The sequence below is a fragment of the Streptomyces sp. NPDC050546 genome (assembly GCF_044457425.1).
Lineage (GTDB): Bacteria > Actinomycetota > Actinomycetes > Streptomycetales > Streptomycetaceae > Streptomyces.
Map to the genome: position 1 here is coordinate 277,383 of NZ_JBITGX010000011.1, position 13,119 is coordinate 290,501.

The 13,119-nt window shown below is 72.3% G+C and carries 12 protein-coding genes; 3 read left to right on the forward strand and 9 right to left on the reverse strand.

The window, feature by feature from the left end; genetic code table 11:
- Position 1: 1 nt before the first annotated feature.
- The 7 genes from gatC to ACIBK5_RS27525 form a co-directional block, all read right to left on the reverse strand.
- On the reverse strand, positions 2-298 hold the full coding sequence (gene gatC / locus ACIBK5_RS27495) for an Asp-tRNA(Asn)/Glu-tRNA(Gln) amidotransferase subunit GatC (RefSeq protein WP_031485327.1): 297 nt from the start codon (positions 296-298) through the stop codon (positions 2-4).
- Between the two features lie 99 nt (positions 299-397).
- A complete protein-coding gene (locus ACIBK5_RS27500) occupies positions 398-2,695 on the reverse strand; it encodes a putative bifunctional diguanylate cyclase/phosphodiesterase (protein ID WP_399023430.1) in 2,298 nt (765 codons plus the stop codon).
- Between the two features lie 258 nt (positions 2,696-2,953).
- The gene (gene ligA, locus ACIBK5_RS27505) at positions 2,954-5,149 is read right to left on the reverse strand and encodes an NAD-dependent DNA ligase LigA (protein WP_399023431.1); all 2,196 of its coding nucleotides are present in this window, start codon (positions 5,147-5,149) and stop codon (positions 2,954-2,956) included.
- Between the two features lie 15 nt (positions 5,150-5,164).
- Entirely contained in the window at positions 5,165-6,121 is a 957-nt protein-coding gene (locus ACIBK5_RS27510; protein ID WP_399023560.1) for a methionine synthase, read from the reverse strand.
- Positions 6,122-6,378: 257 nt separating this feature from the next.
- The gene (locus tag ACIBK5_RS27515; protein WP_399023433.1) at positions 6,379-7,077 is read right to left on the reverse strand and encodes an SDR family oxidoreductase; all 699 of its coding nucleotides are present in this window, start codon (positions 7,075-7,077) and stop codon (positions 6,379-6,381) included.
- Between the two features lie 26 nt (positions 7,078-7,103).
- Positions 7,104-7,643 carry a TIGR00730 family Rossman fold protein gene (locus tag ACIBK5_RS27520; protein WP_391102489.1) on the reverse strand — a complete coding sequence of 180 codons (540 nt, stop codon included), beginning with the start codon at positions 7,641-7,643 and terminating at the stop codon, positions 7,104-7,106.
- Positions 7,640-8,443, reverse strand: coding sequence for a class I SAM-dependent methyltransferase (locus tag ACIBK5_RS27525; protein ID WP_399023435.1), 804 nt, complete (start codon positions 8,441-8,443; stop codon positions 7,640-7,642). The genes ACIBK5_RS27520 and ACIBK5_RS27525 overlap by 4 nt, the downstream gene beginning before the upstream one ends.
- Positions 8,444-8,523: 80 nt before the next feature.
- Here ACIBK5_RS27525 and ACIBK5_RS27530 point away from each other — a divergent pair, with 80 nt between their 5' ends.
- Positions 8,524-8,847, forward strand: coding sequence for a DUF427 domain-containing protein (locus ACIBK5_RS27530; RefSeq protein ID WP_399023438.1), 324 nt, complete (start codon positions 8,524-8,526; stop codon positions 8,845-8,847).
- A gap of 61 nt (positions 8,848-8,908) precedes the next feature.
- The gene (locus ACIBK5_RS27535) at positions 8,909-9,691 is read left to right on the forward strand and encodes an alpha/beta fold hydrolase (protein WP_399023439.1); all 783 of its coding nucleotides are present in this window, start codon (positions 8,909-8,911) and stop codon (positions 9,689-9,691) included.
- Positions 9,692-9,869: 178 nt separating this feature from the next.
- On the opposite strand, the gene mnmA is transcribed toward ACIBK5_RS27535, so the two are convergent.
- Positions 9,870-11,000, reverse strand: a complete 1,131-nt coding sequence (gene mnmA, locus ACIBK5_RS27540) for a tRNA 2-thiouridine(34) synthase MnmA (protein ID WP_399023441.1) — start codon at positions 10,998-11,000, stop codon at positions 9,870-9,872.
- A gap of 60 nt (positions 11,001-11,060) precedes the next feature.
- Here mnmA and ACIBK5_RS27545 point away from each other — a divergent pair, with 60 nt between their 5' ends.
- On the forward strand, positions 11,061-11,738 hold the full coding sequence (locus ACIBK5_RS27545) for an N-acetylmuramoyl-L-alanine amidase (RefSeq protein ID WP_399023443.1): 678 nt from the start codon (positions 11,061-11,063) through the stop codon (positions 11,736-11,738).
- A gap of 41 nt (positions 11,739-11,779) precedes the next feature.
- Here ACIBK5_RS27545 and ACIBK5_RS27550 read toward each other — a convergent pair whose 3' ends face one another.
- Positions 11,780-12,949 carry a cysteine desulfurase family protein gene (locus ACIBK5_RS27550; RefSeq protein WP_399023444.1) on the reverse strand — a complete coding sequence of 390 codons (1,170 nt, stop codon included), beginning with the start codon at positions 12,947-12,949 and terminating at the stop codon, positions 11,780-11,782.
- Positions 12,950-13,119: the final 170 nt, after the last annotated feature.

Sequence of the window (13,119 nt, forward strand, 5' to 3'; positions counted from 1 at the left end):
ATTAGTCCTCCCCCAGGATCTGCGGCACCTTGAAACGCTGCTGCTCCTGGGCCGGGGCGCCGGAGAGCGCCTGCTCGGGGGTGAGCGACGGACGGACCTCGTCCACGCGCATGACGTTCGTCAGCGGGAGCGGGTGCGAGGTCGGCGGTACGTCTTGGTCGGCGACCTCGCTGACGCGGGCGACCGCGCCGATGATGTCGTCCAGCTGTCCCGCGAAGTGTTCGAGCTCTTCGGGCTTCAGCTCCAGACGCGCCAGCCGGGCGAGGTGGGCGACCTCCTCGCGCGTGATGCCAGGCATGCAGCGATCCTCTGGGGTGAGTGAATGTGGTTTGGCCTAATCCTATGGGGCGGGAGGCCATGCCCGTGAAACGGTTTGCCGGGCCCTGTCGCGCGAGGGCTAGCCGACCCGGCCCGAGTCGTCCGCCGTCGCCGCCGGGAGGGCTGCCCGGGGCCGCTGCCAGCCGCGGGAGCCCCGGGCGCGGAGCCAGGCCGTGGTCTCGTCGGGGGGCATCGCGGCGGCGACCAGCCAGCCCTGGACGGCGTCGCAGCCGAGGTCGCGCAGGCGCTCCCAGGTCTCGTCGTCCTCGACGCCCTCGGCGACGACGAGCAGGCCGAGGGAGTGCGCGAGGTCGACCGTGCAGCGCACGATCTCCGCGTCCTCGGTGTCGACCGCGAGCCGGGCCACGAACGAGCGGTCGATCTTCAGTTCGCTGACCGGGAGCCGGCGCAGGTGCACGAGCGAGGAGTAGCCCGTGCCGAAGTCGTCCAGGGACATCTTGACGCCGTGCCCGGTCAGGGCGTTGAGGGTGTCGGCGGCGCGCTGCGGGTCCTCCAGGAGGACGTGTTCCGTTATCTCCAGTTGGAGCGCTCCCGCGGGGACGCCGTGCCGGGCCAGCCGGGCGGCGACGGAGCCGGCGAAACCGGGAGTGTGCACGTCACGCGGGGAGACGTTCACCGCGACGGGTACGAACAGGTCCTGGGACCGCCAGCGCGCGACCTGGGCGAGCGCGGCCTCCAGGACGTACTCGGTGAGGTGGGGCATCAGGCCCGAGGACTCGGCGATCGCTATGAACTCGTCCGGCGGCACCTTGCCCCGCTCCGGGTGCACCCAGCGGACCAGGGCCTCCAGGCCCACGACCTGTCCGTCGAAGCGGACCTTCGGCTGGTAGTGCAGATGCACTTCATTGGCTTCGAGGGCGCGGCGCAGATCGCCCAGCAGACCGAGCCGGTCGGGGGTGTTCGAGTCGCGCTTGGACTCGTAGACCTCCACGCCCGTACGGTCCCGCTTCGCCTGGTACATCGCCACGTCCGCCCGCCGCAGCAGCCCCTCGGCGTCCAGGGCGTGGTCGGGGAAGACGGCGACTCCGGCGCTGGCCTCCAGGACGAGGGTGAGGCCGTCCAGGTCGAGGGGGGAGCTGAGCGCGGTGACCAGACCCCGGGCGACCTGGGTCGCGGACGTCGTGGAGTCGGCGACCGGCAGTAAGACGGCGAACTCGTCTCCGCCGAGCCGGGCGGCCTCCGCCCCGCGCGGCAGCGCCACCCGCAGCCGGTCGGCGATCTGCAGCAGCAGCCGGTCACCGGCGAGATGACCCAGCGTGTCGTTGACCGACCGGAACCGGTCGAGATCGATCAGCATCAGGGCGGCGCGGGCGTCGATCCGCTCGGCGTCGTCCAGCGCGGTCCAGATGCGCTCCAGCAGCCACTGCCGGTTGGGCAGCCCGGTCAGCGGGTCGCGCAGCTGCTCCTCGGCCCGCGCCCGGGCTATCCACAGGGTGGAGTCCAGGGCGATGAGGGGGATGGAGAACAGGGGCAGCAGGATCGGCTTGGCCACGGCCACCACGCAGACCAGCGGTGCGATCCCCAGCAGCGCGACCGCGACCAGGCCTTGTCTGACCAGGGCGGTGCGGGCGACGGTGGGCAGCCCTGGGCGCGGGGCGTGCAGATACCAGAGCAGGACGCGGGTGACCATCAGGTAGGCGGCGGCGACCAGGGCCACCTGAGGTGCGGTGGAGAGCGTCCAGGCGGCGGGCTGCGCGGGCGACTCGACGGACGGCACGGTTCCGAACGCGGCGAGCACCAGGGCGCCGGCGCCGATGCCGAGGAGGTCGACCGATCCGTGCAGCACGCCCTGGCGCCAGCGGTTGCGGCGGGCCACGCCGACCAGCACGACGACGGTGAGGCTGACCATGCCGGCCGGTACCCAGCCGTAGAGCAGCAGCACGGCGAGGGTGAGGGCGGCGCCCGAGCCGGTGCCGCCCCACCAGCGGGAGCGGCCGAGCATGACGAGGTGGCCGACGATGATGCCGGTCAGCACGGCCAGCGCCCAGCCGGGCGTGCCGGACGGGAACAGCGCGTGGCCGCCGGTGAAGGCGCGGTAGAAGCCGGCGCCCAGGACGAACCCGGCCGCCGCGACGACCGCGGCGGGCAGCGCGGGCCAGGAGTGGTGCCGTTCGCCGTCCGCGTCCGCGCCGGTCAGTCCGGGGGTGTGCTCGGTGGCCGGCTGCGTGGCGCCGCGGCCGGCCGCAGCGGCGCGTCCCCCGGCACCCCGCCCGTCCGCGGTGTACTGTCCGACGGCGCGCACCTCCGCACCCGGACGCACCGCCGGCCGTCCGACCCCGCGGACCGCACGCCATGCGACCGCCATGCGGCGCAGGCGCAGCCGTGCGCCCGGCACGGCGCTCTCGGTCGGTTCCATTCCCGTCCCTCTCACAGCCGGCGGTGCCCACGCCCCGCGGCCCGGTGCCCGACAACCCTCAACGGCCCGCGTTGGAAAACCCTTCCCCGCGCTCTGTGCGAGCACGAAGATGCCCCGACCGCAGCTGGGCACGGCAGGCGCACATCTCAACAGTAGGCCGCAGAAGGCTTCCACGGGCAGCGGTCGCGGACGGTTGCCCGAATGCGCCCCGGCCACCCGTATGCATCTGATATGCGCTGAACGGGTGGCCTTCAACCGCTACTCCTCGGCCGAAAGCGCGACTTCGGCCGCCGCGTCCGGTCCCTGCTCCAGCAGGACGCCGAAACCCTCCTCGTTCAGGACCGGCACTTTCAGCTGCATCGCCTTGTCGTACTTCGATCCGGGGCTGTCACCCACCACGACGAACGACGTCTTCTTCGAAACCGAGCCGGTCACCTTCGCTCCGCGGCTCTGCAGCGCCTCCTTGGCGCCGTCCCGCGTGAAGTGTTCGAGGGTGCCGGTGACGACGACGGTGAGCCCTTCCAGCGGGCGCGGCCCCTCGTCCTCGCCGGAGCTCTCCTCCTCCATGCGGACGCCGGCGGCCTTCCACTTACGGATGATTTCGCGGTGCCAGTCCTCGGCGAACCACTGCTTGAGGGAGGCGGCGATGGTCGGACCGACGCCCTCGGTGACCGCCAGTTCCTCCTCCGTGGCCTGGTCGATGCGCTCGATCGAGCGGAATTCCCTGGCCAGTGCCTCGGCCGCGACGGGTCCGACGTGACGGATCGACAGGCTGGTGAGGATGCGGGCGAGCGGGCGCTGCTTGGCCGCCGCGATGTTCTCCAGCATGGCGAGCGCGTTCTTGCGGGGGTTGCCCTCCTGGTTCGCGAAGATCGTGGCGACCTTCTCCTCGCCGGTCTTCGGGTCGCGCTTGGGCAGGCCGCTGTCCGAGTCGAGGACGTACGCCTTGATGGGGAGAAGCTGGTCGATGGTGAGGTCGAACAGGTCGCCCTCGTCGACGAGGGGCGGGTCCTTCGGCTCCAGCGGCGCGGTGAGGGCCGCAGCCGCCACATAGCCGAAGTGCTCGATGTCCAGCGCCTTGCGGCCGGCGAGATAGAACAGGCGCTCGCGCAACTGGGCCGGGCAGGTGCGGGCGTTCGGGCAGCGCAGGTCGATGTCGCCCTCCTTCATCGGCCGCAGCGCCGTACCGCACTCGGGGCACTCGCCCGGCATCACGAACTCGCGCTCGCTGCCGTCGCGCAGGTCGGCGACCGGACCGAGGATCTCGGGGATGACGTCACCGGCCTTGCGCAGCACCACGGTGTCGCCGATGAGGACGCCCTTGGCCTTGACGACGTCCTGGTTGTGCAGCGTGGCGAACTCGACCTCGGAGCCCGCGACCGTGACCGGCTCGACCTGGGCGTACGGCGTGACCCGGCCCGTGCGGCCCACGCCCACGCGGATGTTGACGAGCTTGGTGTTGACCTCCTCCGGCGCGTACTTGTACGCGATGGCCCAGCGCGGCGCGCGCGAGGTGGAGCCGAGGCGGCCCTGGAGCGGGATCTGGTCGAGCTTGACGACGACGCCGTCGATCTCCCACTCCACGGAGTGGCGGTTCTCGCCGAAGTACGCGATGAACTCCCTGATGCCGTCCAGGCCGTCGACCACCCGGTTGTGGCCGGAAACGGGCAGGCCCCAGGTCTTCAGCAGGTCGTAGGCCTGGGAGAGGCGGGTCAGGCCGGTGAAGCCCTCCAGGGCGCCGATGCCGTGGACCACCATGTGCAGGGGGCGGGTGGCGGTGACGCGCGGGTCCTTCTGGCGCAGTGAACCGGCCGCCGCGTTGCGCGGGTTGGCGAAGGGCTTGTCGCCGGCCTCCACCAGCCGGGCGTTGAGCTCCTGGAACTTCTCCATCGGGAAGTAGACCTCGCCGCGGATCTCCACGAGGTCGGGGACGGAGTCGCCCTTGAGGCGTTCCGGGATCTCGGCGATCGTCCGGACGTTCGGTGTGATGTCCTCGCCGGTGCGGCCGTCGCCGCGGGTCGCCGCGCGGGTGAGACGGCCGTGCTCGTAGGTGAGGTTCACGGCGAGGCCGTCGACCTTCGTCTCGCACAGGAAGTGGTAGTCCTGCTCGCCCAGTTCGCGGGCGATGCGCTCCGTCCAGGCGGCCATCTCCTCGTCGTTGAACGTGTTGTCGAGGGAGAGCATGCGCTGGCGGTGCTCGACGGCCGTGAACTCCGTCTCGTACGACCCGGACACCTTCTGGGTCGGCGAGTCCGGCGTGCGCAGCTCCGGATGCTCCTCCTCCAGCGCCTCCAGGGAACGCAGCAGTTCGTCGAACTCCGCGTCGCTGACGACGGGAGCGTCCTTCACGTAGTACCGGAAGCGGTGCTCCTCGATCTGCTCAGCGAGGCGCGCGTGCTTCTCCCGTGCCTCGGCGGGCACCGTCGTCGTCTCCGCTTGCTTGTCCCCGGCCACCGTGTCGTCCTCCCGTTACTCTGGGTTGTCCGCGAGAGATCTCGCCGCCCGGACGCAGTGGGCGAGAGCCGTGCGCGCGTACCCCGGGGAGGCCCCCGCGAGTCCGCACGCCGGGGTGACTGTGACCGCCTCCGCGAGAAGCCCCGGTGACAGTCCCAGCCTGCGCCACAGCGTCCTGACACCCATGACGCTACCGGCAGGGTCTGACAATGGGCCCTCCGTGCCCGGGACGACACCGGTGAAGAGCCGGGTGCCGGCCTCCACCGCCTCACCGATCGCGTCGTCGTCACGCTCGGTGAGCAGGGAGAAGTCGAAGGAGACGGCCGCCGCGCCCGCCCTGCGGAGCAGGGCGAACGGGACGTCCGGTGCGCAGGAGTGGACGACGACCGGGCCGTCGGCGTGCACCCCGACGGTGTCGCGGAGCGTGGCCTCGACGATCTGCCGGTCGACGGCCCGGTGGGTGCGGTAGCCGCTGGCGGACTTCACCTGGCCGCGGAGCACGGCCGTGAGGGAGGGCTCGTCGAGCTGGAGGACGAGCTGCGCGCCGGGGATCCGCCGCCGCACCTCCCCGAGATGCAGGCGCAGCCCCTCGGCGAGGGAGGCGGCGAGGTCGCGGCAGGCTCCGGGGTCGGAGAGGGCGACTTCGCCGCCCCGCAGCTCCAGGTTGGCGGCGAGGGTCCAGGGCCCGACGGCCTGGACCTTCAGCGGCCCCTCGTACTCCTGTGTGAACTCCTCCAGCGCGTCGAGGTCCTCGCCGAGCCAGGAGCGGGCCCGTTTGGTGTCCCGGCCGGGGCGGTCCCCGAGGCGCCAGCCGCTGGGCTCCACGCGTGCGTACAGCTCGACGAGCAGTCCGGCGGTCCGCCCGATCATGTCCGCTCCCGGTCCCCGGGCGGGCAGTTCGGGCAGGAAGGGGAAGTCCTCGAAGGTTCCGGTGACGGTTTTGGCGGCTTCTCGGGCGTCGCCGCCGGGCATGGATCCGACGCCGGTGGCGGGGGCGAAGGTGGGATGTGCGTTCACGCCCCGAAGCCTATGTTTTCCGCCCCCGCCGCCCCTACCCGTCCCGTCCCGTCCCCGGGGGCTGCCGCCCCCGGGCCCCCGCTTCGGCCTGAACGGCCTCGTCCTCAAACGCCGGACGGGCTGAAAACTCAGCCCCTCCGGCGTTTGAGGAGCGGGGTCTGGGGCGGAGCCCCAGAAGGACGGGACGGGTAGGGGCGGCGGGGGCGAGGAGGTCAGCGGCCCGGTCGCACCGTCAGGTCGTTGACCTCGGCGTCCCTCGGCAGGTCCAGCGCCGTCAGGATCGTCGTGGCCACGGACTCCGGGTCGATCCACTTGGCGGCGTCGTACTCCTTGCCCTCCTGCTGGTGCACCTTGGCCTGCATGGGGCTGGCCGTGCGGCCGGGGTAGACCGAGGTGACGCGGACGCCGGCCGCGTGCTCCTCGTGGCGCAGGGAGTCGGCGAGGGCCTTCAGGCCGTGCTTGGAGGCGGCGTACGCGGACCAGCCGGCGTGGGCGTTGAGGCCGGCGCCGGAGTTGACGAACACCACGTGGCCGCGGGCGAGGCGCAGCTGGGGCAGGAAGTGGCGGGTCAGCTCGGCGGGGGCGACGAGGTTGACGTTGAGCTGGTGGCGCCAGGTCTTCGGGGTGAGCTCGCCGACCGGGCCGAGGTCGACGACCCCGGCGATGTGCAGCAGCGAGTCCACGCGGTCGGGCAGCGACTGGTGGGAGAAGGCCCAGGAGAGCTTGTCGGGGTCGGCCAGGTCGCCGACGAGGGTCCGCGCCCCCGGGAACTCGGCGACCAGCTCCTTCGCGCGGCCCGCGTCGCGCGCGTGCAGCACGAGCTCGTCCCCGCGCGCGTGCAGACGGCGGGCCACGGCCGCGCCGATGCCGGAGCCCGCTCCGGTGATCACATGAGTAGCCATGCCCGCCATGCTCGCATCAGCGTCAGGGGCAGCGGTCACTCGATGCCGCGGCTCTCCTCCAGGTATGCCAGCGCCCCCACCGGCTCCTCCGCGAAGAACACCAGGTCGGTGAGCGGGCGGGGCAGGAAGCCCTCGTCCTCCATGCGGCGGAACTGCTCCTTCAGACCGTCGTAGAAGCCCGCGGTGTTGAGCAGGACGACGGGCTTGTCCGTGTGGCCGTGCTTCTTCAGTTCCAGGATCTCGGTCGCCTCGTCGAGGGTGCCCGTGCCGCCCACCATGATGACCACGGCATCGGCCTTCTCCAGGAGGAGCCTCTTGCGCTCGGCGAGGTCCTCGGCGACGACCATCTCGTCGACGCCCGGGCGGGCCTTCGCCGAGAGGAATTTCACGGAGACGCCGGTGAGCCGGCCGCCCGCCTCCTGCACCCCGTCGGCGACCACCTTCATGAGGCCGACGTCCGAGCCGCCCCACACAAGGGTGTGTCCGCCCTTGCCCAGCAGGGTGGCGAACTCCCTCGCGGGCCGGGTGTAGCGCTCGTCGAGGTCTGCGGCGGAGAGGAAGACACAGATGTTCATGAGCCCACCGTACGGGCACGGTCGGGCGCCGTGGTGACCCGCATTTTGGACTGCCGGTGCGGGAGTTCCTCCCAGTCGTCCATGAACCGGGCGTTCAGGCCGTGCTTCGCGGCGAGTTCGGTCAGGGTCCGGGTCCGGTAGTAGAAGTCCTCGTGGAGCACCTGGTGCTCCTCGCCCTCGGTGCGGTCGAACGTGAAGTCGAAGAAGCCGCCGGGCGCGAGGATCCGGCCGACGTGGGCGAAGCACTCCTCTATGACGTGCGGCGGAGAGTGCGAGAAGACGCTGTGCGCGTGCACGACGTCGAAGTGCGCGTCGGGCAGGAAGGCGAAGGTGAGGTCGTCGGCGAGCGCCAGGTAGGGCATTTTGGACTGGAGGCCCTCGGACACCAGGGTGTCCTGGGCGGCGAGCAGGATGTGCGGCGAGATGTCGATGCCGTAGTAGTGCCCGGCGTCGAGATGGTCGATGAACAGGCGCCCGGCGCGCAGATTGCCGCAGCCGATCTCCAGCATCCGATGCTCCGGCCGGAGGCCGTGCCCCACCAGGTAGTCGAACTGCATGCGCCCGATCCGCTGCCACGCCTCGCGGGAGGGGTTGTGCCCGACCGCCGCCTCCGCGCTGCGGGCCGCGTCGGAGGCCATGACGGCGCGGTAGTAGGAGATGTGGTCGCGGTACCGCAGCCGCAGCCAGGCGTCCCGTGCCGCGCGCCGGGCGTGCGCCGGTACCCGCCCCGGGTGGCGCAGTGCGTACCTGACCTGGTGGGCCAGGGTGCTGCGGTCTCCGGCCGGTTCTGCTGCTCGCATGGGGGCCTCCTGCGGCGAGGGAAGAACTCCGCTACAGCGTGCGCTGTATCGAAGGACTCGGCTACCCAAGGAGGGCGATCGTGACCAGAGGGCATCGCATCACCGTCGAACCGAGCGGGCGGCACGTGCGCGTGGTGCACGGCGAACAGATCCTGGCGGAGAGCGACCGGTCGCTGGTCCTGCGCGAGACGGGCTGTCCCGAGCGGTACTACATCCCGTCCGAGGACGTACGCCTGGACCTGCTCACCCCGTCCGGCACCCGGACACACTGCCCCTTCAAGGGCGACGCCTCCTACTGGTCGCTGCCGGACGCGGCGGACCTCGTGTGGGCGTATCCGGACCCCAAGCCGGACGTCGCGGAGATCAAGGACCACCTGTGCTTCTACGAGGTCGAAGTGATGTGATCGGCTGACGCACGGCCCGCCTCACCGATGAACACCCTGCCGTGCGGCAGTCTGCATGAGCATGGACAAGAAGATCCTTTCGCGCGACGGCACCCGCATCGCCTACGAGGGCACCGGACAGGGCCCCGCGGTCGTCCTGGTGAGCGGCGCGATGTCGACGGGCGGCACCCTGGCGCCGCTGGCCGTGTCGCTCTCGGAGCGTTTCCAGGCCGTCGTGTACGACCGCCGGGGCCGCGGTGCCAGCGGGGACACCGCGCCGTACGCCGTGGAGCGTGAGCTCGAGGACCTGGCGGCGGTCATCGAGGCGGTGGGCGGCGAGGCGCTCCTGTACGGCATCTCGTCGGGCGGGGCGCTGGCCCTGGAGGCGGCGGCGAGCGGACTGCCGGTGCGCCGCGTCGCGGTGTACGAGACGCCGTTCGCGATGTCCGAGGAGGGCGCCGAGGAGCGCGCGGAGTACACCGGGCGGTTGACGGAGGCGCTCGGCGAGGGGCGTCGCGGGGACGCGGTCGAGCTGTTCCTGCGGCTGGCCGGCCTGGCCGAGGGGGTGATCCAGGGGGCTCGCCAGTCCCCCATGTGGGCGGGCATGGAGTCGATCGCCGCGAGCCTCGCCTACGACGACGCCGTCATGCGCGACGGCCGGGTGCCCCGCGACCGGCTGGCCGCGGTGGGCGTCCCCGTGCTGGCGGTCGCGGGCGACGCGAGCCCCGCCTGGCTGCGCGAGGCGGCCCGGGCGATCGCCGACTCGGTGCCCACGGGCGCGTACCGCACGCTCCAGGGCCAGACGCACATGGTCGAGCCGAATGTGCTGGCGCCGGTGCTGACGGAGTTCTTCCTGCAGGGCTGAGGGCCCGGCCAGGCCGTGTCCGCAAAGTCCCGTCGTCCGCCCGGACGGCGTGCGGCGAGTCGGGGGCACCTCCGGGCACCTCCCACGCCCCTGAGGCAGCGGGCACCTCCCACGCCCTTGAGGCAGTGGGGGGAGCGTGCCAGGCGTCGCGGGGCGGGCGGGACTCTGCGGGACCGGCCTAGGCCACGCCCGCCGTCGCCCGGGTCGTCGAGGCGATCGTCGCCGATCCCACCACGCGTGTGCCGTCGTACAGCACGATCGCCTGGCCGGGGGCGACGCCGCGGACCGGCTCGGTGAAGGTGACCTCCAGGGAGCCGTCGACGAGTTCGGCACGCACCTCGGTCTCGCCGCCGTGGGCGCGGAGCTGGGCCGTGTAGGTGCCGGGGCCGGTGGGGGCGGCACCGCACCAGCGCGGCTTGATCGCGGTCAGGGCGCTGACGTCCAGCGCGGCGGCCGGGCCGACCGTGACGGTGTTGTCCACCGGGGAGATGTCGAGGACGTAGCGCGGCTTGCCGTCGGGGGCCGGGGTGCCGATGCGCAGGCCCTTGCGCTGGCCGATGGTGAAGCCGTAGGCACCCTCGTGCGTGCCGATCCGGTTGCCGGACTCGTCGACGATGTCGCCCTCGGAGCGGCCGAGCCGGTTGGCGAGGAAGCCCTGGGTGTCGCCGTCGGCGATGAAGCAGATGTCGTGCGAGTCGGGCTTCTTGGCCACCGCCAGGTCCCGGCGCTCGGCCTCCGCGCGGATCTCGTCCTTCGTGGTGACCGTGTCGCCCAGGGGGAACAGCGCGTGGGCGAGCTGCCTGTCGTCCAGCACGCCCAGGACGTACGACTGGTCCTTGGCCATGTCGGAGGCGCGGTGCAGCTCACGGGTGCCGTCCTCGCGCACGATCACCTGCGCGTAGTGGCCGGTGCACACCGCGTCGAAGCCCAGGGCGAGCGCCTTGTCGAGGAGGGCGGCGAACTTGATCTTCTCGTTGCAGCGCAGGCAGGGGTTGGGGGTGCGGCCGGCCTCGTACTCGGCGACGAAGTCCTCGACCACGTCCTCGCGGAAGCGGTCGGCGAGGTCCCACACGTAGAACGGGATGCCGATGACGTCCGCGGCGCGGCGGGCGTCGCGCGAGTCCTCGATGGTGCAGCAGCCGCGCGCGCCGGTCCGGAAGGATTGGGGGTTGGCGGAGAGCGCGAGGTGGACACCGGTCACGTCGTGGCCGGCCTCGGCCGCGCGGGCGGCGGCGACGGCGGAGTCGACTCCGCCGGACATGGCGGCCAGGACGCGGAGCGGGCGGGAGCGCTGCGGGGTTTCAGTCATAACCCTTCCAGGGTAAGGGGGCGCGGGAACCAGGGCCCGCGAGTATCCGTTGACGATCACATGGGACAGCGGAAGGCTTCGAAGGACGGCGACCGGAAGGTCGGGCGCCGCGCGCTGCTGATCGGCGGGGCGGCGGCAGCGGCGGGCACGGCCGTGCTGGCCCGGGACGAGCTCGCGCGGCTGTGGTGGCGGGCTCCCGGCGTCGAGAAGCCGCGCAAGCCGGGCGAGGTCGACTTCACGGGTGCCCGCTGGGTGGCGGCGTCGGAGGCGAACTGGCGCCGGGCGGACCGCCCCGACGACTTCGGCATAGACATGGTGATCGTCCATGTCACGCAGGGCAGCTTCGACAGCGCGGTGAAGGCCTTCCAGGACCCGGGGCACAAGGCGGCCACCCACTACATCGTCCGCCAGGACGGGCACGTCACACAGATGATCCGCGAGCTGGACGTGGCGTACCACGCGGGCAACCGCGACTACAACGAGCGCAGTGTCGGCATCGAGCACGAGGGCTTCGTGGACCGCCCGCAGGACCTCACGGAAGAGATGTACGAAGCCTCGGCCCGCCTCACGGCCCGCATCTGCGCGCGCTACGACATACCCGTCGACCGCGAGCACATCATCGGCCACGTGGAGGTCCCGGGCACGGACCACACGGACCCGGGGCCGCACTGGGACTGGGACAAGTACATGCGGCTGGTGAAACAGGCGGTAAAGCAGGCACGTACGGCTCCGGCCTGACCGGCCGGCCCCGGCGCGCTGTGTCAGCCCCGCCGCCCGCGCTACGTCAGCCCCGCCGCCCGTGCCCGTTCCACCGCTGGGCCGATGGCCTTTGCGAGGGCCTTGATGTCGGACTCGGTGGAGGTGTGGCCGAGGGAGAAGCGGAGGGTGCCGCGGGCGAGGTCGGGGTCGGTGCCGGTGGCGAGGAGGACGTGGCTGGGCTGGGCGACGCCTGCGGTGCAGGCGGAGCCCGTGGAGCATTCGATGCCCTGGGCGTCGAGCAGGAGGAGGAGGGAGTCGCCCTCGCAGCCGGGGAAGGTGAAGTGCGCGTTGGCGGGGAGGCGGCCCTCCGGTGCGGGGTCGCCGCCGAGGATCGCGTCCGGCACGGCCGAGCGGACGGCGGTGACCAGGGCGTCGCGCAGGGCGCCGATCTCGCGGGCGAACCACTCGCGCTGTTCGGCGGCCAGCCGCCCGGCGACCGCGAAGGAGGCGATGGCGGGCACGTCGAGGGTGCCGGAGCGCACATGGCGTTCCTGGCCGCCGCCGTGCAGGACCGGTACGGGGGCGTACTCGCGGCCGAGGAGCAGCGCCCCGATGCCGTAGGGGCCGCCGATCTTGTGGCCGGACACCGTCATCGCGGCGAGGCCCGAGGCGGCGAAGTCCACGGGGATCTGGCCGAAGGCCTGGACGGCGTCCGAGTGCAGGGGGACACCGAACTCGGCGGCCACGTCGGCAAGTTCGCGGATCGGCAGGATCGTCCCGATCTCGTTGTTCGCCCACATGACGGTGGCGAGGGCCACGTCGTCGGGGTCGCGGGCGATCGCCTCGCGCAGGGCGTCCGGTTGGACGCGGCCGTGGGCGTCGACCGGCAGGTACTCGATGGTGGCGCCCTCGTGTTCGCCGAGCCAGTGGACGGCGTCGAGGACGGCGTGGTGCTCGACGGGGCTGGCGAGGACGCGGGTGCGGGCCGGATCGGCGTCGCGGCGTGACCAGTACAGGCCCTTGACGGCGAGGTTGTCGGCCTCCGTGCCGCCCGAGGTGAAGACGACCTCGCTGGGGCGGGCGCCGAGGGCTTCGGCGAGGGTCTCGCGGGCCTCCTCGACGGTACGGCGGGCCTGCCTGCCGGATGCGTGGAGGGAGGAGGCGTTGCCGGTGGCACCCAGGTGCGCGGTGAGCGCCTCTGCCGCCTCCGGAAGCATCGGGGTGGTCGCGGCGTGGTCGAGGTAAGCCATGGTGAGCCCGATTCTACGGCTCCGGTTCCACGGGCCTCAGAGCAAGGTTGGCCGAACGTGAACCGCTTTCCCGCGCGGCTGCGGCCCGTCGTCCACGGGCCCGGCCGCGCCGTGCCGGCGCACGGTCGTCCGACGGCGGCTCAGAAGCTCCGGGAGACGACAGCTCAGAG

Coding starts and splice junctions, on each gene's coding strand:
- mnmA (WP_399023441.1), bottom strand. CDS start 11,000: ATGACTGAAACCCCGCAGCGCTCCCGCCCGCTCCGCGTCCTGGCCGCC.
- ACIBK5_RS27515 (WP_399023433.1), bottom strand. CDS start 7,077: ATGGCGGGCATGGCTACTCATGTGATCACCGGAGCGGGCTCCGGCATC.
- ACIBK5_RS27510 (WP_399023560.1), bottom strand. CDS start 6,121: ATGCCCGGCGGCGACGCCCGAGAAGCCGCCAAAACCGTCACCGGAACC.
- ACIBK5_RS27500 (WP_399023430.1), bottom strand. CDS start 2,695: ATGGAACCGACCGAGAGCGCCGTGCCGGGCGCACGGCTGCGCCTGCGC.
- ACIBK5_RS27535 (WP_399023439.1), top strand. CDS start 8,909: ATGGACAAGAAGATCCTTTCGCGCGACGGCACCCGCATCGCCTACGAG.
- gatC (WP_031485327.1), bottom strand. CDS start 298: ATGCCTGGCATCACGCGCGAGGAGGTCGCCCACCTCGCCCGGCTGGCG.
- ACIBK5_RS27525 (WP_399023435.1), bottom strand. CDS start 8,443: ATGCGAGCAGCAGAACCGGCCGGAGACCGCAGCACCCTGGCCCACCAG.
- ACIBK5_RS27545 (WP_399023443.1), top strand. CDS start 11,061: ATGGGACAGCGGAAGGCTTCGAAGGACGGCGACCGGAAGGTCGGGCGC.
- ACIBK5_RS27550 (WP_399023444.1), bottom strand. CDS start 12,949: ATGGCTTACCTCGACCACGCCGCGACCACCCCGATGCTTCCGGAGGCG.
- ACIBK5_RS27520 (WP_391102489.1), bottom strand. CDS start 7,643: ATGAACATCTGTGTCTTCCTCTCCGCCGCAGACCTCGACGAGCGCTAC.